This is a genomic window from Cryptosporangium sp. NPDC051539, assembly GCF_044454545.1.
In the GTDB taxonomy this organism is placed as follows: Bacteria; Actinomycetota; Actinomycetes; order Mycobacteriales; family Cryptosporangiaceae; genus Cryptosporangium.
The window spans coordinates 244,335-269,494 of sequence record NZ_JBITDV010000007.1 but is presented as its reverse complement, the minus strand read 5'-3'; the positions used below and the strand labels follow the sequence as shown (position 1 = coordinate 269,494).

Genomic DNA, 25,160 nt, shown 5'->3' with positions numbered 1-25,160 from the left:
ATCGCTGTGCGAACCGATCTCGATCTGCCCGCTGAGCTCACCGGACTTCCGCCCGCCGACGCGTTCCTCGCCGCCCGCAAGACCGGGTTCCTCGATCTGCCGCTCCCGGGTGCGGGACGTACCGCGGAGCGGTTCGCCGTGCTCGGTGCGCTCGGCCGGGCCGATCCGGTGCTCGCCCGGCTGGCCGAAGGCCACGCGGACGCGGTGGCGATCCTCTCCGAGCTCGCCGGGCCGGAGCCGGGCGAGGCGCCGTGGGGGGTGTGGGCGGCCGTTCCCCGGTCCGTTACCGCCGTTCACGACGGTGGGGGCTGGCGGCTGAGCGGCGAGCGGCCGTGGTGCTCGGGAGCCGGGGTGTGCGAGCGGGCGCTGGTGACCGCGGCCGGCGAGGACGGTGTGCGGCTGTTCGCGGTGGACGTGCGGGGGCCGGGCGTCACGCCGTTGGATGGGACCTGGCCGGCGGTCGGCATGGCTGCCAGCGACAGCCGGACGATCCGTTTCGACCGGACCCCCGCCCTCCCGGTCGGCGGCCCCGGCGACTACACCGCCCGCCCCGGGTTCTGGGCCGGCGGAGCCGGTGTGGCCGCGTGCTGGCACGGCGCCGCCGTCGGCGTGGCCCAGGCTCTGCTCCGGGCGGCCGGGCTCGGCTCGCCGCGCGCGGTCACCGCAGACGCCGAAACGCCGGGCGGTGGACGTGAGCCACGGGGTGCCGGCGCCGAGCCGCGAGCGGCGGATCCGCACCTGATGGCGCACCTCGGCGCGGTCGACGCGGCGCTCGGCGCGGCGGCGGCGTTGCTCACGGAGGTCGCGGGACTGATCGACGCGGACTTCTCGGCCGAGCGGCTGCGGCGACCGGTCCGGCGGGTCCGGGCCACGGTGGAGGCGGCCGCGACCACGACGCTCGACCGGGTCGGGCGCGCGCTCGGCGCGAAACCGCTCTGCCAGGACGCCGCCCACGCCCGCCGAGTCGCCGACCTCACGGTCTACCTGCGCCAGAGCCACGCCGAACGCGACCTCGCCGACCTCGGTGCCGACGTCGTCGAGACCGGAGCCGGGTGGTGACCCCGCTGATCAACGGCGTCGGCACGGCCGAGTCGGAGTGGCGGGCCTGGGACGCGGCCTGGCCACCCCTGGAACTACCGGCCACGTCCCCGCTGGTCGTCGCCCCGCACCCCGACGACGAGGTACTCGGCGCCGGTGGCCTGCTCGCCCGCCTGCCGGACGTCGAGATCGTGGCGGTGACCGACGGGGAGGCGTCGCACCCGCACAGCACCGTCCACCGCCCGGCCGCGCTCGCCGCACTGCGCCGGGCCGAGACCGACGAGGCGCTGGCCCGGCTGGGCCGGACCGCCCCGGCAATCCACCGCCTGGCCCACCCCGACGGAGCCGTCGACGAAGCCGCGCTGACCACCGCGCTCCGACGGCTCCTCACTCCGGGCCGCTGGTGCCTGGCGAGCTGGCGCCACGACGGGCACCCCGACCACGAAGCCGTCGGCCGAGCTGCCGCCTCGGCCTGTGCCGCCACCGGGGCGGTGCTGGTCGAGTACCCGATCTGGACCTGGCACTGGGCCACCCCGGACGACCCCCGCGTCCCCTGGGACCGCTGCCGCCGCCTGGTGCTCACCGGCGCCGAGCGTGCGGCCAAGCGCCACGCGCTGAACGCGTTCGTCACCCAGACCCGGCCGCTCGGCCCGGCCGATCACGACGCCGCGATCCTGCCGCCGCACGTGCTGGCCCGTTTCGATCGACCCGTCGAGGTGTTCTTCGCATGACTCTCCCGACCGACTACTTCGACCGCATGTACGCGGACGACGGCGACCCCTGGGGCTTCGGATCCCGCTGGTACGAGGAGCGCAAGTACGCGCTCACGCTCGCCGCGCTCCCCCACCGCCGCTACCGCGCCGCGTTCGAGCCCGGCTGCTCGATCGGCGTGCTCTCCGCCGCGCTCGCGGCCCGCTGCGACACGCTGCTCGCCACCGACGTCGCCGAGGCCGCGGTGCAAGCCGCCACGGCCCGGCTCGCCGGAGCGCCGGGCGCCCGGGTCGCCGCGCTGCGGATCCCGGACGACTTCCCGGACGGACCGTTCGACCTGATCGTCCTCTCCGAGGTCGGCTACTACCTCGACGCGGACGCCCTGAGCCGCCTGGCCGAGGCCACGGTCACGGCGCTGGAGCCCGGTGGCGACCTCGTGCTGGTGCACTGGCGCCATCCGGTCGCCGACTATCCGCTGGGCGGCGATGCGGTGCACGCCGCGTTCGCCGGGCGTGCCGGGCTGGAACGGACGGTCGCGCACGTCGAGGCCGACTTCCGCCTCGAGGTCTACGCCCGCGTCCCGCCGGCCGCACGTTCGGTCGCCGAGGCCGAGGGCCTGTGCTGACCCGGATCGCCGTCGTGGTGCCCGCCCACGACGAAGAACAACTGCTACCAGCCTGTCTGGACGCTCTGCGCGAGGCGAGTTCGCGCGTGCCGCTGCCGGTCGACGTCCTGGTCGTCCTCGACTCGTGCCGCGACGGGACGGCCCGGATCGCCGCCGCCGCCGCCGGCGTCCGCAGGATCGAGGTGCGGGCCCGGAACGTCGGTCAGGCCCGCGCGGCGGGAGCGGCGGCGGCGCTGGCCGGTCAGGCCGGCACCACCTGGCTGGCGTGCACCGACGCGGACTCGCGGGTGTGTCCGGACTGGCTGGCCGAGCAGCTGCGGCTGGCCGAGGCCGGCGCCGAGGTGGTGACCGGGGTCGTCGAGGTGGACGACTGGTCGGAGTGGCCGGACGCGACCGTGTCCGCGTACCGGGACGCCTACCGGCGGGGAGTCCGGGGCGAGCAGCACGGGCACGTGCACGGCGCCAACCTCGGCCTGACCGGGGACGCGTACCGGCGTGCCGGTGGGTTCCGTCCGGTCGCGGTCGGCGAAGACCAGGCCCTGGTGCGGGCGGCCGTGGACGCCGGTCTGCGGGTGGTCGGCAGCACGCGCGTGCGCGTACTCACCAGCGCGCGCCGGGATGCCAGGGCGGGGGGCTTCGCGGGTTACCTCCGCGCGCTGTGACCGGGCCTTCTTCAGGCCGGGTCGGCGTCGCCTTCGGTGTCGGTCGTGGTGAGACCGGTGCCGCCGGGGTTCGTCAGGTCGGGCTCGCCGGCCTGGCGTCCGGAGACTCCGGCGCCCTCGCGGCGCACGCCGGCGTCCGCGGGCGGGAGGCCGGTGGGCCCGGTCGGCAATCCGATGTCGCCGGAGTTCTCGTCGGGCACGTGTGCTCTCCGGGTGCTCATGATCGTCTCCGTTCGCCGGGGATTTCTTCCATCGGGAGATGTCCACGGGCCGGACGGGGAAACGCGCGCGGAGAAACCGCCGGCCCTCACCGGCAAAAAACGACTCGGCGTATCGATCGGTGACCGTCCGCATCCGATAATCACTCCGTGACGGGGAATCGCTGCCGCATCGGGCTCGTCGGAGCCGGCCGGGCGGCGACGAGACATGCCTCCACGCTGGCGACCTTCCACGACGTGACGGTCGTCGGCGTCACCGATCCCGACGTCGGAGCGGCGACCCGGCTCGCCGCCGCGAGCGGCGGAGTCGTCGCGACCTCACTCGCCGCGCTACTCGCGCTCCGTCCGCACGCCGTGTACGTCTGTGTCCCGCCGGACGTCCATGGCCCGATCGAGGAACAGATCCTCGACGCGGGCGTGCCGCTGTTCCTGGAGACGCCGCTCGGCGTCGACCGCGACACCCCGGACGAGTTGGCCCGCCGGGTCGCGTCCGCCGGGGTCGTGACGTCGGTCGCACACCTCTGGCGGTACTCGGCCGCGGTCGCACGGGCCAGGGCGGTACTGGCCGGGCGCACGATCCGGCTGGTGAGCGGAACCTGGCTCGACACCGCGGACGACGCACCCTGGTGGGGCCGGCGGGCCCGCTCCGGTGGGCCGCTGATCGAGCAGGTCGTCCACCTGCTCGACCTGCTGCGGACGCTCGTCGGCGAGGTCGTCGAGGTCTACGCGATCTCCGACGACGTCCCGCCGCCGCAGGTGCCGGACGCCGACGTGGACGGGGTCACGGTCGCGACGCTACGGTTCGCCTCCGGCGCCGTCGGGACGCTGGCCAGCACGTGCCGGTTCACGGGCAAGCGCCGGGCCGGGCTGGAGCTGTTCGCCGACGGGGCGAGCGTGACGATCACCGAGGACGGCTGCGAGATCCGGGTCGGCGGGCAGTCCGAGTGGCACGCGGTCGACAGGGAGGCGTCGCACCGGGCCGCCGCCCGCGCGTTCGTCGACGCGATCCTCCGACGGGAGGCCCGCGACAGGGTGCTCGCCGACTACGCCCAGGCCGTCCGCACTCACCGTCTGGCCTGCGCCCTCGCCCGCTCGGCGGCCGAGGGCCGCCCGATCCGCCTCCGGACCGGTTAGGGACGGCCCCAGCTCGCGCGGATCGCGGTGAGGTAGCCGGTATCGCGCCGAGGTTCCCCGTGAAACGCGCCGGCTTCGGGCGGGGAGAAGAACGCGTGCCGCTCGGCGCGCGCCCAGACCGCCGACGCCGACGCCACCCGCGACGCCCACCCACGCCAGACCGCGAACCACAGCGTCAGTTCGGACCGCGCGACCGATCGCACACCGGCAACTTCAGACATGACGCTCTCCCCATCGAGAAGTCTCCCGAGCACGAGAGACCAAGACCAGCTACCCGGGTCACGGGACGTCAATCCCCGACTCGGCGCTGTATCGAGGGAGACCACAAAAAATGGAGTCCTGCGCCGGATCCGGCGCAGGACTCCATTATGGAGCACTTTCAGTCACCGGGCCAACTCCCGGTGGAGCGGGCGAACGCCTGCGCGCCGGCCCGGTCGATCGCGGCTTTGACCACGCCGTAGATCGCACCCTGGATTGCGGACGCCAGCAACAACTCGCGCCACGAGTACTCACTCTGAGTAGCTCCCGGCGCATCGTCCTCACCGGAGACCCGCTTCCACACCTGCTTGAAGATGGCGCCGGCGACCAGGCCGCCGACCATGCCGCTGGCCAGCCCGACCGGGCGGTACGCCAGCGCGGCCGCCTTCATCGGCGGCCGGCCTTCCGCAGCAGCCGCTGGGTCTTCGACGCCCGGCGGGCCCGGATTGTGCGGCCCCCCAGAACCGCGACGACCACGGCGGCCACCACACCCGCGGCGGCCGCGAGCTTCGGCCAGGTCTCGCGGTCGGTGCTCTTCGCCTTCAGCGTCTCGGCGGTGTGCCCGACCTGGACCCGGGCCTGCGCGGCCTTCTCGCGGAGCTGCTCCTTGGTCTGCGCGACCTTGGCCTGCGCCTGCTCCTTGGTCTGCGCGACCTTGGCCTGCGCCTGCGCCTTGACGTCGGCCTTGGCCGCCAGCGCCTCGACGGTGTCGCCCAGCTCGGCCCGGATCTCGGCGATTTCCGCGCGGAGCTGCGCCGGGTCTTTGGCCGGCTCGGATTTGGTCGCCTCGGTGGCGGTAGGACTCTTGTCCGCACTCATCGGTGGGCACGCTCCTTGACCGTGTCGATGTCTTTCTTGACGCCGTCGACCGCCTCCGACGGCACCGGCGGAGTGGCCTGCTGGAACTCCTTCTTACCGGTCAGCGCGAGCACTCCGGCGACCGCGAACAGCACGACGGCGATGATCAGCGCGGACGCCCAGACCGGCAGCACGACCGCCAGCCCGGCGATCGCCGCGGTCACCAGCGCACCGACGCCGTACAACGCGACCACACCCGCGCCGCCGAACATCCCGGCGCCGATCCCGGCCTTCTTACCCTTCTGGGTGAGCTCCAGCTGCGCGAGTCTCAATTCGTCCCGGACCAGCGTGGTGACCTGGTCACTGAGCCGGGTGACGAGCTCGGCCGTCGACGCGTTCGCCGGGTCCGGGCGCCCGGGTGAGGGGGCGGGCGCCACCTCGGTCTGCGTGCCCATGGGAATCCTTTCATCGTTCACGTGAGTGAGCCCTCGGTGCTCGGGCCCACTTCATCGGCCTTGGCGGCACCGCGGCTGCCGAGGGGCTGCGCCGGGCCGGTGGTGCTGTCGACCGTGGTCTGCGCCTCCAGTTCGGCGTTCAATTCGGCACCGAAGAGAATCGCCATGCAGGAGATGTAGAGCCAGAGGTTGAGGACGATTACCCCGGCCAGGGCGCCGTAAGTCTTGTTGTAGCTACCGAAATTGTTGACGTAGAACGAGAAGCCCGCCGACGCGATCAGCCAGAGCACGGTGGCGACCACCGCACCCCACGAGAGCCAGCGGAACCGCGCGTTGCTCCGGTCGGGAGCGAACCGGTAGAGCAGGCTCAGCCCGAACATCATCAGCAGCGCGAGCAGCAGCCAGCGCCCGATGTTCACGGTGGCGCTGGCGAACGAGCCCAGATGCAACACGTCCATCACCGGCGGCACCACCGCGACCAGCAGGATCGCGACCACGAACGCGACGATGGCGCCGAGCGTCATCACGATCGCCAGGCCGCGCTTCTTGAGGAAGTTGCGCTCGTCCACTTCGTCGTAGGCGGTGTTGACGGCCTGGATCATGCCGTTCATGCCGCCGGAGGCGCTCCACAGCACCGCGGCCAGCGAGATGATCAGGCCGACCGACAGGCCTTTGCCGCTCGCCCCCGTCGCCGCCGTGATCGGGTCGGTGATCACCGACTTCACGTCGGCCGAGAGGCTCGCGGTGAGCTCGTCGATCTGGTTCGCGATCTGGTCCGGGCTGGCGACCAGTCCGTAGACCGTGATCGCGCCGATCGCGGCCGGGATCAGTGCCAGCCAGGCGTAGAACGCGGCGGCGGCCGCCGCCGTCGAGATCTGGTCGTCCTTGAACTCACGAATCGTGCGGATCAGAACGTCTTTCCAGCCCCGGGCCGGAATCTGGCGCGGCGAAGCCGCCTGACGTCCTCGTGTGTTCCCGTCGGCAGATACCGCGGTCATCCGTGGCGCACCCCCTCCGATCAGGCGTTCGATACGGGTCTCATACCCAGGGGTGACGAGGTCGACGCGCGGGTGTCGTATCGGTTCAGAGCCTTCGTCGGCGGATTGTCCGGTCCACCCTGTTATCTCGGCGTCAAAGTCCGTAGTCTGATCGCAGTTGGAGTGGTTGAGCCGCCAGACCGTCCACTACCGTGCGCCTCGGCGTGCGCCCAGGTCGCCTGGAGCGAGGGAGCAGCCATGACCGCCCCGGAAGCCGAATGGACGCTGGCCGAGCACGGAGTCGAGGTTCGCACGGTCGCGGAGAGCGCCGGTTCACCGGTACGCGAGACCCTGACCGTCGCCACGCACCGGGACGACACCGGCCTCACGACCGTCAAGGTCGACGGGGAGGTCGACATGCTCACCGCGCCGATGCTGAGCTCGGTGGTCGACGACGAGCTCGACCGCGGGTGCACCCGCCTGCTGGTCGACCTGCGGCCGGTGCGGTTCCTCGGGTCGAGCGGGCTCACCGCGCTGATCGCGATGGCCCGCCGCTGCTCGGCCGATCAGGTGCAGTTGCGCCTGATCGCGGAGGGCCCGAATGTGCTACGCCCGCTGGAGATCACCGGCCTGTCGAGCGCGTTCACGATCGTCACGGACCCGGTCGACGCCTGGTAGCGCGTCAGTCGGCCACTTCTTCGAGTACCTCGTCCTCCACCGGTTCGAGCACCACCGGGAGCAGCCTCGCGTACACGCGCTCGGTGTCGGCGGCCACCCGGGCCCACCCGTACCGCGAACGCACCCGGTCGGCGCCGGCGACTCCGTACCCGAGATGGCGTACCGGATCCCCGAGCAGGCTGCGAATCGCGTCCGCCAGGTGATCGGGGCGCCGGGGCGCCACGTGCAGACCGGTGACCCCGTCGACCACGACGTCGGTCGCGGCTCCCACCGGGGTGACGACCACCGGAACACCGCAGGCCATGGCCTCGAGGACCCCCGCCGCGCTCCCCGGGCCGTGCCACGGGACGCAGACCACCGCGTCGGCCGAGCGCAGCAGCCGCGGACGCGCGTCCGGGACCGTCTCCGCGTAGTCGGCGGCGTCGAGGAACTGGACCCGGCTCCCGACGCCCAGGTGCGCAGCGCCCTTCTGCAGGCGCTCCACCTCCTCGGCGTCGTCCGGACCACCGACGACCAGCAGTTCGACGTCCGGCAGCCCGCGTAGTGCGGCGATCACCGTCTCCAGGCCGCTCAGCGGCGACAGTTCCCCGACGGCCAGCAGGCGGACGGACGCCGTGCGCGCCTCCGCGGGGCCGTTCGGGTGGAAGCGCTCGAGGTCGACGCCGGCCGGGATCATCCGGATCCGGTCCCGGGAGGTTCCCATCCGGGCCAGTTCCTCGACCTCGTCGTCGCTGCGCGCGACGATCACGTCGGCCGTACGGGCCAGCGCGACCTCCAGCCGGATCCGCTTCGCGAGTCCGGGACTCACCCGGCCCGGCCTGCGGTGCTGCTCGGCGCCGAACGAGCCGAACGTCTGGACGAGTGGGATCGGCGCCTCGCTCGGACCGCCGCCGATCAGCGCGCTCTCTCGCAGTTGCCGGCACGCCGCCGCGGCCGCCAGCCCCGCGCCCCACGTGTAGGCGTGCACGACGTCCGGACGATCCTCGCGCCAGGCCTCGGCCAGCGCCTGGCCGAGCGCACCGAGAAGCGGAGCTACCTCGGCCTCGCGGACCGGCCGGGCCGGGCCCGCCTCGAGCCACTGGAGCAGGACTCCGGGCGGGAGCTGCTCCCGTTCCGCCCGGTCAGGGGTCTCGCGCCTGGTGTACACGACGACGTCGTGGCCCTGGACGGCCAGAGCGGCCGCCAGTGAACGCAGATCACCGGCGAATTCCCGCTCCCGAGCGCTGAGCAACTCTGCCGGCGACGACACCAAGGCGATCCTCATCAAGCACTGCCCTCCTGGCCCGGTTCGGTAACGGCGAGTTCCGAGCCGCTTCCCACGCTAAGCCCAGCCAAGCACAACCACCACTCGGAGGCGCGACACAAATCGCCCCCAATCACGTGTGTGAGCTTCCCGGACCCGGGTATGGGTCCTGTGGCCCCCGGCAGCACCTGGATGCGATTTTCGCAGGTCACCTGCTGCGGGCGGTGACGAATTCCGTCGCGTGCGGGTGTAGACCGAGCGCCCCGCGACGAGACCGACGAGCCAGTCCGAGGTCCTGTGCGAACAGGACCGGTCTGCCGTCGGCCGAGTCCCTCCCACCGATCGAAGGAGGAAGCGTGAGCACCATCGAGCGCTCCATCGACGTACACGTCCCGGTGTCCACCGCCTACGACCAGTGGACTCAGTTTGAGACGTTCCCCCAGTTCATGGAAGGCGTCGAAGACATCACGCAGGTGTCGGATCTGCGCACGCACTGGCGCACGAACATCGCCGGAGTGCGTCGTGAGTTCGACGCCGAGATCACCGAACAGCGCCCGGACGAGCGGGTGGCCTGGAAGTCGATAAACGGCGAGGAGCAGGCGGGCGTCGTGACGTTCCACCGCCTCGACGACGAGAACACCCGGATCATGCTGCAGCTCGACTTCCACCCGGAGGGCGTCGTCGAGAAGGCGGGCGACGCGCTCGGCATCGTGTCCCACCGGGTGAAGGGCGACCTCGAGCGTTTCAAGACGTTCATCGAGGAGCGCGGCACGGCGACCGGCGCGTGGCGCGGCGGGGTCGACGCCTCCCCGCAGCACAGCGCTCCGCGGACCGAGGAAGACCCGAACGCGATCGCCCACGGCGTCCCGCCGCTGTCGCGGGAAGCGGCCCAGCGGGCCCACGACGAGGGCCGTCCGCTGACCTGATCAGAACCATCCCTGGTCCGCCGGGCGAACGCCCGGCGGGCCGTGACCTGAGGGGGATTCGGTGCCCGCGACTCTTCGCACAGCACAATCTGCGTTTCCGACCGCGCCGCACCGGACCCCCGCCGGGTCCACCGACGCCGACCGAGCCACCCTCGACGACGCGGTCGAGGTGATCTGCCCGGCCACCGCCGAGCAACTCCCGGTGCTGAGGGCGATCGCCACCTCGATCGCGCTCCGCGCCGACGCCGACCTCGACCGGGTCGCCGATCTGCGACTGGCCGTGGACGAGGCCTGCTCGGCCCTGGTTCGCGCGGCCGGTCCGGGTGAGCCGCTGCACTGCCGGTTCGTCCGGCACGCGGACGCCGTGGAGGTGGTCGTCGCGGTCTGGTCCCCATGCCCGACGACGCCGGAAGACGAGCTGGGCACGCTGTTGCTGGCCAGTCTCACCGACCGGCTGGCCACCGAGACCCAGACGCTGGACGACGGCTACGAGCTGCGGACCTCGCTGCTCGTCGGCGTGCGAGGGGCCCGCCCGTGACGTCCGGAGGATCGAGCGTCGACGTCCGGAACCCGGACGCCGAGCCGGAACTGAGCCCCGAAACCGACCTCGGCCTCCGCCCGGCCCGTGACCTCTGGGCCGAGTCCGACAACCCGCCCGAGGCCGAACCACGCCGCCGCCGGGAACCCGCCGACGGGTACGCCGGTTCGGCGCTGGCCGCGCACCTCGTCGAACGCACCGGCCGGCGCCTGACCTACGACGACTACCCGACGGTCGCGCCGCTGTTCGAGGAGTACGCCCGCCTCGACCCGGACGACCCCCGGCGCGCGGACCTGCGCGAACAGCTCGTCACCGTGCACCTGCCGCTGGCCAGGCACATCGCCAGGCGGTTCGCCAACCGCGGCGAGCGGCTGGAGGACCTGGCGCAGGTGGCGATGGTCGGCCTGCTCCAGGCGATCGACCGCTTCGACCCGTTCCGCGGCGTCGAGTTCCTGTCGTTCGGGATCCCGACGATCATGGGCGAGGTCCGGCGGCACTTCCGGGACCAGGGCTGGTCGGTCCGGGTCCCCCGGCGGCTCAAGGAGCTGCACCTGTCGATCAACGCCGCCGTCGCCGAGCTGTCCCAGCACAACGGGCGGGCGCCGACCGCGAGCGAACTGGCGAGCCACCTCGGGTTGTCCCGCGAAGAGGTTCTCGAAGGCCTGGAGGCGGCGAACGCCTACCAGTCGACGTCGCTGGACACTCCGGTCGGGGCCGAGCCCGACGCGCCCACGCTGGTCGACACGCTCGGTGGCGAGGACTCCGCGATCGACGCGGTCGAGTACCGGCAGGCGCTCGCTCCGCTGCTGGCCGGCATCCCGGCACGCGAGCGCCGGGTACTGGCGCTGCGGTTCTTCGGCAACCAGACCCAGACCCAGATCGCGGCCGAGATCGGGGTCTCCCAGATGCACGTCTCCCGGCTGCTCGCCGCTACCCTGGCCAAGCTCCGCGCCGGCCTGCTGGAGGACTAGGCCGGCCGCGCGGGGCAACGACGACGGGAGCGTCTCGTGAGCGGCTGGCCCGACCACGTCATCTGGTGGCACGTGTACCCGCTGGGCTTCCTCGGAGCGGAGAAGACCGCGACACCGACGGTGCGGCATCGGCTTCCCCAGCTCGAGGGATGGCTCGACTACTTGGTCGAATTAGGCTGCAACGGGCTGCTGCTCGGCCCGGTCTTCCGGTCGTCGAGCCACGGCTACGACACCGTCGACCACTTCGCGATCGACCCGCGGCTCGGCACCGAAGACGACCTGCGGTCGTTGATCGAGGCCGGGGCCTCCCGGGGCGTCCGGGTGCTGCTCGACGGCGTCTTCAACCACGTGGGACGCGAAAGCCCGCTCGTGCACGAGCACCCGGACTGGTTCACCGGCACCACGTTCGAGGGCCACGACATCCTGCTCGAGCTGAACCACGACGAACCGGCGGTGGCGTCGTACGTCGCCGACGTGATGCGGCACTGGCTGGGGCTCGGCATCGCGGGCTGGCGGCTGGACGCGGCGTACGCGGTCGCTCCGTCGTTCTGGCGGGAGACCGTCGGGCGGGTGCGCGCGGAGTTTCCCGACGCCTGGTTCCTGGGCGAGATGATCCACGGTGACTACGCCGGGTACGTGGCCGAGAGCGGCCTCGACTCGATCACCCAGTACGAGCTCTGGAAGGCGATCTGGAGCTCGCTGGCCGACCGGAACCTCTTCGAGCTGTCTTGGGCGCTGAAGCGGCACACGGAGTTCGCCGCCGCGTTCCTCCCGCAGACGTTCCTCGGCAACCACGACGTGACCCGGCTGGCCGACCAGGTCGGCGACGACCGGCATCTCGGGCACGCGATCGCCGTGCTGGCGACCGTGCCCGGCGTCCCCAGCGTGTACTCCGGCGACGAGCAGGCGTTCCGGGGGCGCAAGGAGAACCGGGCCGGCGGCGACGACGCCGTGCGTCCGCCGTTCCCCGACTCGCCCGCCGGCCTCGCGCCGTACGGGTGGCCGGTCTACCGCCTGCACCAGGAGCTCTTCGGCCTGCGCCGGCGCCACCCGTGGCTGACGCACGGCGTGCCGGTCACCGAACACGTGGCCAACACCGCGCTGATCTACCGCGTCAGCGGACCGGACGGCCGGCACCTGCTGGTCGCGCTGAACGTCGGCGACGAGCCGCTGGCCGTACCGGGCGGATACCGGGTCGGAGCCGGAACGATCGAGCGCGGTTCGGTACCCGGCCACGGGTTCGCGGTGTTGCTGCCGCAATGACGGGTACCGGCTTGTCATGCAGACCGTGCGCCAGGCCATCCCCGCGACACCCGACCGCGTCTTCGCCGTGCTCAGCGACGGCTGGGCCTACGCCAGCTGGGTCGTCGGGGCCAGCCACATCCGGGACGTCGACGAAGGCTTCCCGGCCGTCGGCACGCGGATCCACCACAGCGTCGGCGGATGGCCGGTGATGGTGCAGGACGTCTCGGTGGTCCTCGAGATGGAGAAGGACCGGCTGTTCGTGCTGAAAGTCAAGGCCTGGCCGCTGTTCGGCGGCATCGTCCGGGTCGAGCTGGAGCCCACCGGCGACGACGGCACGCTCGCGACGATGTCCGAGGAGTTCGTGGACGGGCCGGGGCGGTTCGTGCCCGAGCCGCTGATCGCGCCGGTGCTGAAGGCCCGGAACCGGGAGTCGCTGCGGCGGCTCGCCGACCGGGCCGTCAACGATGTGCGGTACGCGCCGGGCGGCGCGAACCGCCTCGACTCCTAGCCCGGCGCCCGGCGCACGAGTGCGCCGGGCGCGCCCGGCGACGGTGCCGCCCGGCCGGGGAGGGACTAGCGGTAGACGGCCCGGTTCGCCGCACGGATCAGCGCGGCGTAACCGGAGCCGCCGAGCGCGTTGCGACGCACGGCCGCCGTGGCCGCGTTGCTGCCCGGACCGCCGTGCACCCCGCCACCCGGGTGCGCCGACGCACTGGCCAGGTACAGCCGGTCGATCGGCGTATCGGCCCGGCCGAGCCCCGGTACCGGCCGGAAGAACAGCTGCTGGTGGATCGCGGCCGTGCCGAGGTTCGCGACGCCCTCCGGCAGCGACGGGTTCCCGTGGGCGACGTCCTTCGTGCCGAGTACGCGGCGCGCGACGATGCGGTCGGCGAACCCCGGTGCGTGCTTCTCGAACAGCGCCTGGACCTTGTCGGCATGCCGCTCGGTCTCGCCCGGCGCCCACTCGTGGCCGTGCGGGACGTGCGTGTACGCCCAGAGCGATTCGCCGTTCTCCGGCGCGCGGGACGGGTCGGCCACGGCCATCTGCCCGGCCAGCACGAACGGGTGTCCGGGGACACGGCGGCGGGCCAGGTCGGCGCCGTACTGGGTCAAGCCGTCCAGGTCGACGCCGAGGTGCACGGTGCCGGCCTGGCGGGCCTCCTCCGCGGTCCACGGCACCGGCCCGGACAGGGCCCAGTCGACCTTGATGATCGCGTTGTCCCAGGCGAAGCGCTTCAGGTCGTCGACCAGCCGCGGCGGCAGGTGCTTCTCGCCGACCAGTTGCCGGTAGAGGTGCGGCGCGGCGACGTCGGCCAGCACCGCCTTACGCGCCTGGATCAGCGCACCGGACGCCGTCCGCACGCCGAGCGCCCGCCCGTGCGCGACCAGGATCCGGTCGACCGGCTCGGAGCACCGCAGCATTCCCCCGGCCGCCTTCAGCCGGGACACCAGCGCGCCGGTGAGCGCACCGGCGCCGCCCTCGGGCACGGGGAAGCCCTGGAACTGGCCGAGCATCGCCAGCAGCCAGCCGAACACCGAGCTCGCGGCGCTCTCCGGCTGCAGGTCGGTGTGGAGCGCGTTCCCGGCGAGCAGGATTTTCGCGCCCTCGCCCGAGAACGTCTCGGAGACGTACTGTTTCACCGGCTGGACGGCGAACCGCGCGAACCGGAGTCCGTCCGCGATCCCCAGCGAGCCGAGCAGCCCGGCTGCGGCCCGGACCGGCGGGAACGGCTGGAACAACGCGTTGATCAGCTGGTCGGCGATGCCCCGGAACCGCTCGGCCTCGGCCCGCCAGGCGTCGCCGTCACCGGGCGCGAACGCGTCCACCGACGCCGCGGTCGCGTCCAGGTCACGGGAGAGGACGGCGGCCCGGTCGTCGGGCAGGACGTGGGCCAGGACCTGCGGCGCGTGGCGCCAGCGCAGCCCGTGCTGCTCGAGGTCGAGCCCGGCCAGCACCGGCGACGCCCCGCCCAGCGGGTAGAACGCGCTGCACAGGTCGGCCGTGTACCCCGGGCTGATCTCGTCGCTACGCACCGCGCCACCCGGCTCGTCGGCCGCCTCCAGCACGAGTACGTGCCACCCTCGGTCGGCCAGCAGGTTCGCCGCGACCAGCCCGTTGTGGCCGGCGCCGACGATCACCGCATCGACGTTCTCGGTGGGGCCGCTCATCGGCGGGCGCGCCCGAGTACGGCGGCGGCGAGGACCACTCCTCCGCCGGCGGCCAGCACCAGCGGCTTGCGTCCGGCCGCCCAGGCCTGCCAGCTGTGTGACTTGGCCCGGTCGTCGAACACGCCGTGGGCACCGCGGTCCTGGGTGTCGTCCAGGGGTTTGGACAGGTTGTCCTTCCAGGCGCCGGCGTCGATCCGCTCCGGCGTCTGCTGGCTGTCGACGCCCTTCCGGGCGAGGTAGTGGTCGAGCACCCGTGGAATGAACTTCTGGCCCCACCGGGTGGCGACCGTGATCATGCCGACGTCGAGCAGCCGCTGTCCGGTCTCGGCCGCGCGGACGATGGCCTCGGCGCCCACCTCGGGCTGGTAGATCGGCGGCACCGGCTGGGGGTGCCGGGGCAGCCGGGTCCGCACCCAGCCGAACTGCGGGGTGTTCATGGCCGGCAGGTTCACCTGGCTGACCCGCACGTTGCTGCCGGTCGCCCGCAGCTCGACGCGCAGCGCCTCGGTGAAGCCCTCGACCGCGTGCTTGGACGCGCAGTACGGCGCCTGCAGAGGGATGGCCCGGTACGCCAGCGAGGAACCCACCTGGACGATCGTGCCGGAGTCGCGCTCACGCATCCGCTTCAGGGCGGCCAGCGTGCCGTTCACGAAACCCAGGTACGTGACCTCGGTGACGCGCTTGAACTCCGCGGGCGTGACGTCCCAGGTGTACGCGAACACGCTGGCCATCGCGTTGTTCACCCAGACGTCGATCGGCCCGAGCTCGGCCTCGATCCGGGCGGCGGCCGCCTCCACGGCGTCCGCGTCGGCCACGTCGGCGACGACGACCAACGCGTCGGAAGCGCCGTTCTCCTGGGCCTCGTGGCAGGCGGCCGTGAGACCGGCGTGGCCGCGGGCGATCAGTCCGACCGCCGCCCCACGCTTCGCGAAGGCCAGCACGGCGGCTCGGCCCACACCCGCGCTCGCACCGGTCACTACCACGACGGGGGCACCGGTCGCTGTCGGCATGGTTGTCGTCTCCCTCGGCTCAGCTCACGTGCACCGTCGAGGTGCCCGAGCGATCGGGGGAGCAAACGGACTCAGCCCCCGATTGTGAGCGCGTGCACCTCGCCGGAGAGCAGCAGGGAGCCGTCGAGGAGGCCGGAGACGATGAGCTTGTGCCCGACCGGCAGCGCGGACAGCACCCGGCGCTGGCCGTCGACCGTGATCGTGGCCGACGCGGTGAGCTGTACGACCAACTCGGCGTGGAACCGGCGCCCGTCCTGGATGTCGACGATCGTGACCGTGCCCTCGGCGACGTCGTGCGCGCTGATCGTGCCGACCAGCTCGACGTGCTGGCCGCGGCGGCGGCGGTCCCGGACCAGCGGCGTCTCGGAGACGGAGGCGGCGGCGAAGAGCTGGTCAGACGTCATCGAATCTCCTGAGCTGGGCGGGTTGCTGACACCCGGCAGATCGGAAGCCCGGGGTCGCGCCCGAAGTGCGCAGCGGGCGCACAGCGGTTGCGCAGAAGCTCTGACCCGCACAGGAGCCCGCTGAAGGCGGCGCTGACAGCCGAGCCCGCCGACACCAAGACCGGGGTGTTCTGACCTGGAGCCCGCTGAAGGCGGCGCTGACAGCCGAGCCCCCCGAGCCGAGAATCAGAGGCCCCGGAGGCCTGTTCTGACCTGGAGCCCGCTGAGGGCGGGGCTGACAGTCGAGCGCGCCGACGCCGAGACATCAGGGTCCCGTCTCAAGGAGGCGCGCTCGCCTGTCAGCGCCGTCCTCAGCGGGCCGCCCCCTAAGAGCCGTGGCGGTAGGAGTCTCTCAGCGACCGGGCCGCGATGTCGCGGAGCACTCGGTCGGCGGCTTCGGCGCTCACTTCGCCCTCGCTGCGCAGGCTCAGCACCGCCGCCTGCTCGGCGTCGCGCAGGTGCCTGGACACCTTCGTGACGTCGAAGATCCGCTGCTGAACCGCTTCGGGCAGGTCCTCGCGGAGATCCGGCACCGCCCGCGCGTACCGCTTGCGCACGACGCCGGCCACTTCGTCGTCCACCCGGCCGTCGGCGTGGAGCTCGTCGAGACGAGCCAGGGCCGCACCGGCGGCCAGCGCCCGGGCCCGGCCGATGTCGTCCTGTTCCTCCTCCGACGACCGGACGCCGAGCGCCCGCACCAGCCACGGGAGGCTCAGTCCCTGGCCGATCAGCGTCACGACGACGACCGCGATCGCGGCGAACAGCACCACCGGACGCCCGGGGAAGTCGTCGGGGAGGGCCAGCGCGGTGGCGAGCGTCACCACCCCGCGCATCCCGGCCCAGGACACGACCACCGACTCCCGCCAGCCGTGCCCCTCGGACGTCTTCCGCATCCGGCGGCCCGCCAGCCACCCGAGCGGCAGCACGAACAGCCCGCGGGTCATGACCGCGGCCAGGCAGACCGCCGCCGCCACCCCGACTCCGTAGGTCGGGACGCCCGGATCGGCCACGACCTTGACCAGCTCGAACCCGACCAGGCCGAACGCGAACCCGCCGATCATCCAGTCGAGCACCCGCCAGACCGTGCCACCGGCCAGGAACCCGGCGCCGGTGTAGGCGTCGCTGCCGTGCTGCCCGAGCATCAGACCGGCCACCACCACCGCCAGCACCCCCGAGCCGCCCAGTTCCTCGAGCCCGAGGTAGGCCGCGTACGGCAGCAGCAGCGAGAGACCGACCTCGGCCCTGGGATCGGAGAGGTGGCTGATCAGCGTCCGGCCGACCCAACCGACGAACAGACCGGCCAAGGGCGCTACCAGCACCGATACCGCCAGCGTGCCCGCGCCGTCCGGCACCGAGAGCGAGCCGGTGAGCGCCGCCGACACCGCCATCGTGTAGACGACCAGCGCGACCGCGTCGTTGATCAGGCCCTCGCCCTCCAGGATCGAGACCAGCCGTTTCGGCAGCCCGAGCCGCCCGGCCAGCGACGTGGCCGCGACCGGGTCCGGCGGCGAGACGATCGCTCCCAGCGCGATCGCCGACCAGAGCGGCAGGCTCGGGTCGATCCAGCGGGCGACGGCCGCCACCACCGCGGTCGTCACCAGCACCAGGCCGACCGCGAGCGCCAGCAGGATCTTCCAATTCCGGGTGAAATCCCGGCGGGAGCTCCGCTGCGCGGCCGCGAACAGGAGCGGCGGCAGGAACAGCGGAAGAACGAGCTCGGGCTCGATCAGCTCGGTGGGGGCGTCCGGAAGTAGGGCCAGCAGAGCACCGACGAGGGTCAGCGCCACCGGCGCCGGGACGCCGAACCGATCGGCCAGCGGGCTGACGAGCACCACCCCGAGAAGCAGCACCAGGACGACGACCAGAGAGTTCACGACCCAGAGCTACCCGGTGAACGCGAAAACCTACTCACTCATGGCCCCCGGTCAGCGGAGTTGACCCCGGAGGGCGGAGGATTGCACCGGGCCGACTCGGGGCAGGTCTCGTTCCGACGGCCCAGCGGCGGGCTAAGCACCGACAGCAGCTAGAAGAGGAGGCACGATGCAGGTGTGGGCCGGCACCAGTTACCCCTTGGGTGCGACCTACGACGGCGTCGGCACGAATTTCGCGCTGTTCTCCGAGGCCGCGACCAAGGTCGAGGTCTGTCTGTTCGACGACAGCGGCGCGGAGGAGCGGTACGCCCTCCCCGAGGTCGACGGGTTCGTGTGGCACGGCTATCTGGCCGGTCTCCAGCCCGGGCAGCGATACGGATTCCGGGTCCACGGCCCGCACGACCCGCAGTCGGGCGTCCGGTGCAACCCGAACAAGCTGTTGCTCGATCCGTACGCGAAAGCGATCGACGGCGACGTCGACTGGGACGACTCGCTGTTCGGGTACAAGTTCGAGTCGCCGAACGACCGTTCCGACACCGATTCGGCCCGGCACCTGCCAAAATGCGTCGTCGCGAACCCGTATTTCGACTGGGCCGACGATCGGTCACCCCGCCACCAGTACCACGAGACGGTCATCTACGAGACCCACGTCCGCGGCCTGACCATGAATCACCCCGGCGTGCCGAAGGCGCTGCGCGGCACGTACGCGGGCATCGGGCACCAGTCGGTGATCGATCACCTCCGGCGCCTGGGCGTCACCGCGCTCGAACTGATGCCGGTGCACCACTTCGTGCACGACCACTACCTGGTCGAGAAGGGCCTGCGGAACTACTGGGGCTACAACACGATCGGCTTCCTCGCCCCGTACTCCGGCTACAGCGGCACCGGCACCCGCGGGCAGCAGGTCCAGGAGTTCCGGGCGATGGTGAAGGCGCTGCACGCGGCCGACATCGAGGTCATCCTCGACGTCGTCTACAACCACACCGCCGAGGGCAACCACCTCGGGCCGACGCTGGGCTTCCGCGGGATCGACAACCGCACGTACTACCGGCTGGTGGACGACCAGCCCGAGTACTACATGGACTACACCGGCACCGGCAACAGCTTGAACGTCCGGCAGCCGCACTCGCTGCAGCTGATCATGGACTCGCTGCGGTACTGGGTCACCGAGATGCACGTCGACGGGTTCCGGTTCGACCTCGCGGCGACGCTGGCCCGCGAGTTCTACGACGTCGACCGGCTCTCGACGTTCTTCGAGGTCATCCAGCAGGACCCGATCGTCAGCCAGGTGAAGCTGATCGCCGAGCCGTGGGACGTCGGGCCCGGTGGCTACCAGGTCGGCAACTTCCCGCCGCTGTGGACGGAGTGGAACGGCCGGTACCGCGACACGGTCCGGGACTTCTGGCGCGGCGAGCCGGGCACGCTCGGCGAGTTCGCGTCCCGCATCTCCGGGTCGGCCGACCTGTACCAGCACGACGGGCGCCGCCCGGTGGCCAGCATCAACTTCGTGACCTGCCACGACGGGTTCACGCTCAACGACCTGGTCTCGTACAACGAGAAGCACAACACGGCCAACGGCGAGGACAACAAGGACGGCGAGAGCCACAACCGGTCCTGGAACTGCGGCGCCGAAGGCCCCACCGACGACAAGGCGATCCTCGAACTGCGGGCCCGCCAGCGACGGAACTTCCTGGCCACGATGCTGCTGTCCCAGGGCGTCCCGATGATCGGGCACGGGGACGAGCTGGGCCGCACCCAGCAGGGCAACAACAACGCCTACTGCCAGGACAGCGACCTCTCCTACGTCGACTGGAAAGACGCCGACGACGGCCTGATCGACTTCGTCCGGCACCTGGCGACGTTCCGCGCCGAGCACCCGGTGTTCCGCCGGCGCCGGTTCTTCGACGGGCGTCCGGTGCGGCGCGGGGCCGGCACCCCGCTCAACGACATCGAGTGGTTCACTCCGGACGGACACGAGATGACCGAGGAAGACTGGGACAGCGACTTCGGACGCGCGATCATGCTGTTCCTCAACGGCGACGGGATCCGCGAGCTGGGGCCGCAGGGCGACCAGATCACCGACGACTCGTTCGTCCTCGCGTTCAACGCGCACTGGGAGCCGATCGACTTCACGATGCCGCCGAGCGAGTACGCGGCGAAGTGGCGGGTCGCGATCGACACCGCGGCCCCGGACGAGCGGGAAGATCGGGTGGCCGAGGCCGGCGGCTCGATCGCGGTCGAGTCGCGGTCACTGCTCGTGCTGCAGCGGGTTCTCTCGTGAGCGTCGTCCGGGGTACCTACCGGGTCCAGGTGCAGCCCGCGTTCGATCTGCGGGCCGCCGCCGGGCTGGCCGACTACCTGCGCGATCTGGGTGTGACGCAGCTGTACTCGGCGCCGTTGCTGCAGTCCACGCCCGGCTCGCAGCACGGGTACGACGTGGTCGACCCGTCACACGTCAACACCGAACTCGGAGGCGCCGAGGCGCTCGCGGAGCTGACGGCCGCGCTGCGGGCGCACGGCCTCGGGCTGGTCGTCGACATCGTTCCCAACCACGTCGGGGTCGCGGTGCCCTCGGCCAACCCGGCCTGGTGGGACGTGTTGAAGCTCGGCGCGGCTTCGGAGTACGCCCGGTGGTTCGACATCGACTGGAGCCGAGGACGCATCCTCGTCCCGGTGCTGGGCTCGGACGACGACGTGTCGGCGCTCACCGTGGAAGACGGGGAACTGCGGTACTACGAGCACCGCTATCCGATCGCGCCCGGCACCGGCGCCGGGCGCAACGGTGAGAGCGTTTCGGCGCAGGAGGTGCACGACCGGCAGCACTACCAGCTGGTCGACTGGCGCCGGGGCGACGGCGAGATCACCTACCGGCGCTTCTTCGCGATCGCCGACCTGGCCGGGATCCGCGTCGAGGACCCCACGGTCTTCAACGCCACCCACGGCGAGATCCTGCGCTGGTACGCCGAGGGCGGCCTGGACGGACTCCGCGTCGACCACCCGGACGGCCTGCGCGACCCCGGTGAGTACCTGCAGCGGCTCCACATGGGCGCCCCGGAGGCCTGGCTGGTCGTGGAGAAGATCGCCGAGCCGGGCGAGGAGCTGCCGGACTGGCCGATCGACGGCCTGACCGGCTACGACGCGCTCGGAGAGGTCGGCACGCTGTTCGTCGACCCGGCGGGCGAGGCCGCGTTCACCGCGCTCGACACCGAGCTCACCGGCGTCGCGACCGACTACCCCGGGCTGCTCTACGGGTCCAAGAAAGACGTCGCCACCGGGATGCTGCTGGCCGAGCTGCGCCGGCTGGCCCGGCTGGCCGGCGCGCCGGGCGAGTCGGCCGTGCCCGAGGTGGAGGCCGCGCTGGCCGAGTTGCTGGCCGCGTTCCCGGTGTACCGGTCGTACCTCCCGTTCGGCCTCGACCACCTGCTCGACGCGCTGGAGTCGGCCCGGGAGCGGCGTCCTGACCTGGGTCCCGCGCTGGACGCCCTGGAGCCCCGGCTGACCGACCCGGACGACCAGCTCGCGGTCCGGTTCCAGCAGACGTCCGGCGCGGTGATGGCCAAGGGCGCCGAAGACACCGCGTTCTACCGCTGGACCCGGTTCATCGCGCTCAACGAGGTCGGTGGAGACCCGTTGCGGTTCGGCGGCACGGTCGACGACTTCCACCAGGCCCAGCGCTCCCGGCAGGCGTCCTGGCCGCGGGGGATGACCACGCTCTCCACGCACGACACCAAGCGCTCGGAAGACGTGCGGGCGCGTCTCGCGGTGCTGTCCGAACTTCCGGACGAGTGGGCCGACGCCGTCCGCCGCTGGCGGGAACTGGCCCCGGTGCCCGACGGGTCGATCGCGCACCTGCTCTACCAGACGGTGGCCGGGACGTACCCGATCAGCGCCGACCGGCTGAAGGGCGCCGTCGAGAAGTCGGCCCGCGAGGCCCGGACCGTCACGTCCTGGAACGACCCGGACGCGGAGTTCGAGTCGGCGCTGAACGCGGCCGTCGATGCTCTGCTGGCCTCGTCCGAGGTGACCGCGTTCGCGGAGCGCATCACGCCGTACGGCTGGACCAACGCGCTCGGCCAGAAGCTCGTGCAGCTGACGATGCCGGGTATCCCCGACACCTACCAGGGCACCGAGCTCTGGGACAACTCGCTGGTCGACCCGGACAACCGGCGACCGGTCGACTTCGACGCGCGGCGCAAGCTGCTGGCCCGGCTGGACGACGGCTGGCTGCCCCCGGTCGACACCGAGGGCGCGGCGAAGCTGCTCGTCACGTCCCGGGCCCTGCGGTTGCGCCGGGAGCGTCCGGAGCTGTTCGAGTCGTACGCGCCGGTCGCGGTGACCGGGCCGGCCGCGGCGCACGCGGTCGCGTTCGACCGCGGTGGCGCGATCGCGGTCGCGACCCGGCTGCCGGTGGGCCTGGAGCGCCGGGGCGGCTGGGGCGACACCGTGCTGGCGCTGCCCGACGGCGAGTGGAAGGACGAGCTGACCGGCGCGGTCTACTCGACCGGCGCCGACGGCCCGGCCGGCCTGGTCGACGTCCTGTCCCGCTACCCGGTGGCGCTGCTGACCCAGGTCTAGAGGCACGACACGCCGCCACGGATGGTTTTGGGCGTTTACTCCAGGGAAGGACCGTCAATGTGACGACGTTCGCGCTGTGGGCTCCGAAGCCGTCCCGGGTCCGTGTCCGTGCCGGGGACACGACGACCGAGATGACCGGCGCACCCGACGGTTGGTGGCGCGCCGACCTCCCGGACGCCGGTCCCGGCACCGAGTACGCGTTCCTGCTGGACGACGACCCCGGGGAGCTGCCCGACCCGCGCGGCACCTGGCTGCCGGACGGCGTCCACCGGCCGGGCCGGGTGTACGACCAGGCCGCGTTCGACTGGAGCGACGCGGCCTGGACCGGACGGCAGCTCGCCGGGAGCGTCGTCTACGAGCTGCACGTCGGCACGTTCACGCCGGAAGGCACGTTCGACGCGGCGATCGATCGCCTCGACCACCTCGTCGACCTGGGCGTCGACCTGGTCGAGGTGCTGCCGGTCAACGGCTTCAACGGCGAGTACAACTGGGGCTACGACGGCGTCGCCTGGTACGCCGTGCACGAGCCCTACGGCGGCCCGGACGGCCTGAAGCGCTTCGTCGACGCCTGCCACGGCCGGGGTCTGGGCGTCGTACTGGACGTGGTCTACAACCACCTCGGTCCGTCCGGCAACTACCTGCCCCGGTTCGGTCCGTACCTGAAAGCCGGCTCGAACTCGTGGGGTGACCTGGTCAACCTCGACGGGCCGCAGTCGAACGAGGTCCGCCGGTACATCCTCGACAACATCCTGAGCTGGCTCCGTGACTTCCACGTCGACGCGCTCCGGCTGGACGCCGTCCACGCGCTCGCCGACACCCGGGCCGCGCACCTGCTGGAGGAGGCCGCGCGCGAGGTCGACGTCCTCTCCACGCACGTCGGCCGGCCGCTCTCGCTGATCGCCGAGTCCGATCTGAACGACCCCCGGCTGATGGCCCCGGTCGAGGCGGGCGGCTACGGGCTCACCGCGGCCTGGGACGACGACGTCCACCACGCCCTGCACGCGCTGCTCACCGGCGAGCGAACCGGCTACTACGGCGACTTCGGCGCGTTCTCCACGCTGGCCGCGGTTCTCACCGGCGCGTACTTCCACGCCGGGACGTACTCGTCGTTCCGCCGCCGGGTGCACGGGCGCCCGGTCGACCGGCGCAACACACCCGGCTACCGGTTCGTCGTGAGCCTGCAGAACCACGACCAGATCGGCAACCGCGCGACCGGCGACCGGCTGTCGGCCACGCTCTCGCCCGCCCTGCTGACGATCGGCGCGGCACTGATGCTGACCTCGCCGTTCACGCCGATGCTGTTCATGGGCGAGGAGTGGGGCGCGAGCACGCCCTGGCAGTTCTTCACCAGCCACCCGGAGCCGGAGCTCGCCGAGGCCGTCGAAAAGGGCCGCAAAGCCGAGTTCGCCGAGCACGGGTGGGGTTCCGAGGTGCCGAACCCGCAGGACCCGGAGACGTTCCGGCGGTCGAAGCTGGACTGGTCGGAGCTCGGCAAGGCCGAGCACGCCGAACTGTTCGACGCCTACCGGACGCTGATCGCGCTCCGCCGTGAGGTGTCCGACCTGGCCGACCCCCGGCTCGACCGGGTATCGGTCGAATACGACGAGGACGCCCGCTGGATCGTGGTCCTCCGGGGTGACCGGCACGCGGTAGCGGCGAACCTGTCGGCCGAGCCGCGCGAAGTGCCGGTTCGAGCCGCCGAGGTCCTGTTCGGCCCCGCCACCCCGGCCGACGACAGCCTCGAGCTCCCCCCCGAGTCCGTAGCCGTCCTACGCCTGCCGGCCTGATCCCGAAACGGCGATGCGGCTGTCAGCGTCGTCCTGAGCGGGCCGCCCTCACCCCGTCCCAGAGTTGTTTGGCGGCTTGCTTACTGGCCTCGTCCGGCTCGAGCACGTGCCCGATGTCGTCCGGGTGCTCGGCGGGCGCGTTGCCGACGTGCTCGGCCAGCGCGACCGCCAGCTCCCGCAGCCGGACGTTGTAGCGCTGGCTGGCCTTGTCGAGCACCTGGAACGCCTGGGCCGCGGACAGGCCGGCGGCGGCCATCACCGCGCCCTTGCACTGCTCGATGACCCGCCGGTACTGGACCATCTTCGCCATCTGGTCGGCGCGCATCGATTCGCGCTGGCAGAACACGACGGTGGCCAGCGAGTGCGAGACCATCGGTTCGATCCGGTCGAGCACCGCGACGGTCTTCTCGGTCGGCGCCCGGTCGAGGTAGAGCGTGAACTGCGACGGGCCGCCCTCGTCCCAGGAACCGGGCATCGCGACGGCGCCCACCGGGCCGCTGACCTCGGGCAGGAACGTGTCGCCGAGCGCCCGGCCGAGCGCCGGGAACTCCTCGTCGGAGCGCAGGTCCCGGCTCAGCACGCTCTGCTCGATCTCGTGGGCCCGTACCACCGGCCCCTCCCCGAGCTCCCACTGCAGGCGGTCGAGCCGGGCGGCGATCCCGCTGCTGGCGAACACCGTGATCGTCCCGTCGCGGACGAAGGAGACGCCGGCTCCGGTAGCGCCGGCCACTTCGTCCATGGCGTACGCGAGCAGACGCTCGATGAGCGCCTGGCCAGAGGTTTCGTTGTCGTCATCCACGTACGAAGGATTTCCCCGCTCCCCGCTCG

The 25,160-nt window shown here is 72.2% G+C and carries 26 protein-coding genes; 14 read left to right on the top strand and 12 right to left on the bottom strand.

The genetic code is table 11. The features are described 5' to 3' along the window. Positions 1-6 precede the first annotated feature (6 nt). Genes ACIBZJ_RS23225 through ACIBZJ_RS23210 form a run of 4 tightly spaced genes read left to right on the top strand, consistent with a single transcriptional unit; the run spans position 7 to position 3,036 of the window. The gene (locus tag ACIBZJ_RS23225) at positions 7-1,059 is read left to right on the top strand and encodes an acyl-CoA dehydrogenase family protein (protein ID WP_395932812.1); all 1,053 of its coding nucleotides are present in this window, start codon (positions 7-9) and stop codon (positions 1,057-1,059) included. After that, entirely contained in the window at positions 1,056-1,769 is a 714-nt protein-coding gene (locus tag ACIBZJ_RS23220; protein WP_395932810.1) for a PIG-L deacetylase family protein, read from the top strand. Before ACIBZJ_RS23225 ends, ACIBZJ_RS23220 begins: the two co-directional genes overlap by 4 nt. Further along, the gene (locus ACIBZJ_RS23215) at positions 1,766-2,374 is read left to right on the top strand and encodes a methyltransferase (RefSeq protein WP_395932808.1); all 609 of its coding nucleotides are present in this window, start codon (positions 1,766-1,768) and stop codon (positions 2,372-2,374) included. The genes ACIBZJ_RS23220 and ACIBZJ_RS23215 overlap by 4 nt, the downstream gene beginning before the upstream one ends. Then, positions 2,368-3,036 carry a glycosyltransferase gene (locus ACIBZJ_RS23210; protein ID WP_395932806.1) on the top strand — a complete coding sequence of 223 codons (669 nt, stop codon included), beginning with the start codon at positions 2,368-2,370 and terminating at the stop codon, positions 3,034-3,036. Before ACIBZJ_RS23215 ends, ACIBZJ_RS23210 begins: the two co-directional genes overlap by 7 nt. Positions 3,037-3,047: 11 nt before the next feature. Here the strand turns inward: ACIBZJ_RS23210 and ACIBZJ_RS23205 are convergent, their stop codons facing one another. Continuing rightward, positions 3,048-3,257 (bottom strand): hypothetical protein, encoded by a 210-nt coding sequence (locus ACIBZJ_RS23205; RefSeq protein ID WP_395932804.1) that lies wholly within the window; start codon positions 3,255-3,257, stop codon positions 3,048-3,050. Between the two features lie 147 nt (positions 3,258-3,404). Between ACIBZJ_RS23205 and ACIBZJ_RS23200 the strand changes: the two genes are divergently transcribed. Further along, positions 3,405-4,388 carry a Gfo/Idh/MocA family protein gene (locus ACIBZJ_RS23200; RefSeq protein WP_395932802.1) on the top strand — a complete coding sequence of 328 codons (984 nt, stop codon included), beginning with the start codon at positions 3,405-3,407 and terminating at the stop codon, positions 4,386-4,388. Here the strand turns inward: ACIBZJ_RS23200 and ACIBZJ_RS23195 are convergent. The 5 genes from ACIBZJ_RS23195 to ACIBZJ_RS23175 all read right to left on the bottom strand — a co-directional run bounded on the left by ACIBZJ_RS23195 (position 4,385) and on the right by ACIBZJ_RS23175 (position 6,897). Next, positions 4,385-4,609, bottom strand: coding sequence for a hypothetical protein (locus ACIBZJ_RS23195; RefSeq protein WP_395932800.1), 225 nt, complete (start codon positions 4,607-4,609; stop codon positions 4,385-4,387). The genes ACIBZJ_RS23200 and ACIBZJ_RS23195 overlap by 4 nt on opposite strands. Before the next feature lie 158 nt (positions 4,610-4,767). Next, positions 4,768-5,037, bottom strand: coding sequence for a DUF4235 domain-containing protein (locus ACIBZJ_RS23190; RefSeq protein WP_395932798.1), 270 nt, complete (start codon positions 5,035-5,037; stop codon positions 4,768-4,770). After that, a complete protein-coding gene (locus tag ACIBZJ_RS23185; protein WP_395932796.1) occupies positions 5,034-5,465 on the bottom strand; it encodes a DUF3618 domain-containing protein in 432 nt (143 codons plus the stop codon). Before ACIBZJ_RS23185 ends, ACIBZJ_RS23190 begins: the two co-directional genes overlap by 4 nt. Then, entirely contained in the window at positions 5,462-5,899 is a 438-nt protein-coding gene (locus ACIBZJ_RS23180) for a phage holin family protein (RefSeq protein WP_395932794.1), read from the bottom strand. Before ACIBZJ_RS23180 ends, ACIBZJ_RS23185 begins: the two co-directional genes overlap by 4 nt. Before the next feature lie 17 nt (positions 5,900-5,916). Further along, a complete protein-coding gene (locus ACIBZJ_RS23175) occupies positions 5,917-6,897 on the bottom strand; it encodes a YihY/virulence factor BrkB family protein (RefSeq protein ID WP_395932792.1) in 981 nt (326 codons plus the stop codon). Positions 6,898-7,134: 237 nt separating this feature from the next. Here ACIBZJ_RS23175 and ACIBZJ_RS23170 point away from each other — a divergent pair, with 237 nt between their 5' ends. Beyond that, positions 7,135-7,554, top strand: coding sequence for an STAS domain-containing protein (locus ACIBZJ_RS23170; protein ID WP_395932790.1), 420 nt, complete (start codon positions 7,135-7,137; stop codon positions 7,552-7,554). A gap of 4 nt (positions 7,555-7,558) precedes the next feature. On the opposite strand, the gene ACIBZJ_RS23165 is transcribed toward ACIBZJ_RS23170, so the two are convergent. Beyond that, positions 7,559-8,818 carry a glycosyltransferase gene (locus ACIBZJ_RS23165; protein WP_395932788.1) on the bottom strand — a complete coding sequence of 420 codons (1,260 nt, stop codon included), beginning with the start codon at positions 8,816-8,818 and terminating at the stop codon, positions 7,559-7,561. 335 nt (positions 8,819-9,153) lie between these two features. Between ACIBZJ_RS23165 and ACIBZJ_RS23160 the strand changes: the two genes are divergently transcribed. The 5 genes from ACIBZJ_RS23160 (at position 9,154) to ACIBZJ_RS23140 (ending at position 12,985) form a co-directional block, all read left to right on the top strand. Then, the gene (locus tag ACIBZJ_RS23160) at positions 9,154-9,723 is read left to right on the top strand and encodes an SRPBCC family protein (RefSeq protein WP_395932786.1); all 570 of its coding nucleotides are present in this window, start codon (positions 9,154-9,156) and stop codon (positions 9,721-9,723) included. A 61-nt stretch (positions 9,724-9,784) separates the two neighbouring features. Then, the gene (locus tag ACIBZJ_RS23155) at positions 9,785-10,261 is read left to right on the top strand and encodes an ATP-binding protein (RefSeq protein ID WP_395932784.1); all 477 of its coding nucleotides are present in this window, start codon (positions 9,785-9,787) and stop codon (positions 10,259-10,261) included. A gap of 173 nt (positions 10,262-10,434) precedes the next feature. Next, positions 10,435-11,232, top strand: coding sequence for an RNA polymerase sigma factor SigF (locus ACIBZJ_RS23150; RefSeq protein ID WP_395933239.1), 798 nt, complete (start codon positions 10,435-10,437; stop codon positions 11,230-11,232). A 36-nt stretch (positions 11,233-11,268) separates the two neighbouring features. Then, positions 11,269-12,495, top strand: coding sequence for an alpha-amylase family glycosyl hydrolase (locus ACIBZJ_RS23145; RefSeq protein WP_395932782.1), 1,227 nt, complete (start codon positions 11,269-11,271; stop codon positions 12,493-12,495). 16 nt (positions 12,496-12,511) lie between these two features. Then, on the top strand, positions 12,512-12,985 hold the full coding sequence (locus tag ACIBZJ_RS23140; protein ID WP_395932780.1) for an SRPBCC family protein: 474 nt from the start codon (positions 12,512-12,514) through the stop codon (positions 12,983-12,985). Positions 12,986-13,050: 65 nt separating this feature from the next. Here ACIBZJ_RS23140 and ACIBZJ_RS23135 read toward each other — a convergent pair whose 3' ends face one another. From ACIBZJ_RS23135 to ACIBZJ_RS23120, 4 genes are all read right to left on the bottom strand, one after another. Further along, complete coding sequence (locus ACIBZJ_RS23135) at positions 13,051-14,646, bottom strand: phytoene desaturase family protein (protein ID WP_395932778.1); 1,596 nt, start codon at positions 14,644-14,646, stop codon at positions 13,051-13,053. Then, positions 14,643-15,656: an SDR family oxidoreductase gene (locus tag ACIBZJ_RS23130; RefSeq protein ID WP_395932776.1), complete on the bottom strand. Its 1,014-nt coding sequence runs from the start codon at positions 15,654-15,656 to the stop codon at positions 14,643-14,645. The genes ACIBZJ_RS23135 and ACIBZJ_RS23130 overlap by 4 nt, the downstream gene beginning before the upstream one ends. A gap of 71 nt (positions 15,657-15,727) precedes the next feature. Then, positions 15,728-16,060, bottom strand: a complete 333-nt coding sequence (locus ACIBZJ_RS23125) for a hypothetical protein (protein WP_395932774.1) — start codon at positions 16,058-16,060, stop codon at positions 15,728-15,730. Positions 16,061-16,425: 365 nt separating this feature from the next. Further along, complete coding sequence (locus tag ACIBZJ_RS23120) at positions 16,426-17,973, bottom strand: Na+/H+ antiporter (protein ID WP_395932772.1); 1,548 nt, start codon at positions 17,971-17,973, stop codon at positions 16,426-16,428. A 166-nt stretch (positions 17,974-18,139) separates the two neighbouring features. Here ACIBZJ_RS23120 and glgX point away from each other — a divergent pair, with 166 nt between their 5' ends. From glgX to treZ, 3 genes are read left to right on the top strand one after another with little or no spacing between them, the layout of a single operon-like run. Then, complete coding sequence (gene glgX / locus ACIBZJ_RS23115; protein WP_395932770.1) at positions 18,140-20,251, top strand: glycogen debranching protein GlgX; 2,112 nt, start codon at positions 18,140-18,142, stop codon at positions 20,249-20,251. Continuing rightward, a complete protein-coding gene (treY, locus tag ACIBZJ_RS23110) occupies positions 20,248-22,545 on the top strand; it encodes a malto-oligosyltrehalose synthase (RefSeq protein WP_395932768.1) in 2,298 nt (765 codons plus the stop codon). Before glgX ends, treY begins: the two co-directional genes overlap by 4 nt. Before the next feature lie 59 nt (positions 22,546-22,604). Then, entirely contained in the window at positions 22,605-24,332 is a 1,728-nt protein-coding gene (treZ, locus tag ACIBZJ_RS23105; RefSeq protein WP_395932766.1) for a malto-oligosyltrehalose trehalohydrolase, read from the top strand. Positions 24,333-24,354: 22 nt separating this feature from the next. On the opposite strand, the gene ACIBZJ_RS23100 is transcribed toward treZ, so the two are convergent. After that, on the bottom strand, positions 24,355-25,131 hold the full coding sequence (locus tag ACIBZJ_RS23100; protein ID WP_395932764.1) for an ANTAR domain-containing protein: 777 nt from the start codon (positions 25,129-25,131) through the stop codon (positions 24,355-24,357). Positions 25,132-25,160 lie beyond the last annotated feature (29 nt).

What these genes read in the sequence shown, in the direction of transcription:
- ACIBZJ_RS23215 (WP_395932808.1), top strand. Translation starts at nt 1,766, where the DNA reads ATGACTCTCCCGACCGACTACTTCGACCGCATGTACGCGGACGACGGC.
- ACIBZJ_RS23205 (WP_395932804.1), bottom strand. Translation starts at nt 3,257, where the DNA reads ATGAGCACCCGGAGAGCACACGTGCCCGACGAGAACTCCGGCGACATC.
- ACIBZJ_RS23195 (WP_395932800.1), bottom strand. Translation starts at nt 4,609, where the DNA reads ATGTCTGAAGTTGCCGGTGTGCGATCGGTCGCGCGGTCCGAACTGACG.
- ACIBZJ_RS23190 (WP_395932798.1), bottom strand. Translation starts at nt 5,037, where the DNA reads ATGAAGGCGGCCGCGCTGGCGTACCGCCCGGTCGGGCTGGCCAGCGGC.
- ACIBZJ_RS23185 (WP_395932796.1), bottom strand. Translation starts at nt 5,465, where the DNA reads ATGAGTGCGGACAAGAGTCCTACCGCCACCGAGGCGACCAAATCCGAG.
- ACIBZJ_RS23180 (WP_395932794.1), bottom strand. Translation starts at nt 5,899, where the DNA reads ATGGGCACGCAGACCGAGGTGGCGCCCGCCCCCTCACCCGGGCGCCCG.
- ACIBZJ_RS23175 (WP_395932792.1), bottom strand. Translation starts at nt 6,897, where the DNA reads ATGACCGCGGTATCTGCCGACGGGAACACACGAGGACGTCAGGCGGCT.
- ACIBZJ_RS23170 (WP_395932790.1), top strand. Translation starts at nt 7,135, where the DNA reads ATGACCGCCCCGGAAGCCGAATGGACGCTGGCCGAGCACGGAGTCGAG.
- ACIBZJ_RS23165 (WP_395932788.1), bottom strand. Translation starts at nt 8,818, where the DNA reads ATGAGGATCGCCTTGGTGTCGTCGCCGGCAGAGTTGCTCAGCGCTCGG.
- ACIBZJ_RS23140 (WP_395932780.1), top strand. Translation starts at nt 12,512, where the DNA reads ATGCAGACCGTGCGCCAGGCCATCCCCGCGACACCCGACCGCGTCTTC.
- ACIBZJ_RS23135 (WP_395932778.1), bottom strand. Translation starts at nt 14,646, where the DNA reads ATGAGCGGCCCCACCGAGAACGTCGATGCGGTGATCGTCGGCGCCGGC.
- ACIBZJ_RS23130 (WP_395932776.1), bottom strand. Translation starts at nt 15,656, where the DNA reads ATGCCGACAGCGACCGGTGCCCCCGTCGTGGTAGTGACCGGTGCGAGC.
- ACIBZJ_RS23125 (WP_395932774.1), bottom strand. Translation starts at nt 16,060, where the DNA reads ATGACGTCTGACCAGCTCTTCGCCGCCGCCTCCGTCTCCGAGACGCCG.
- glgX (WP_395932770.1), top strand. Translation starts at nt 18,140, where the DNA reads ATGCAGGTGTGGGCCGGCACCAGTTACCCCTTGGGTGCGACCTACGAC.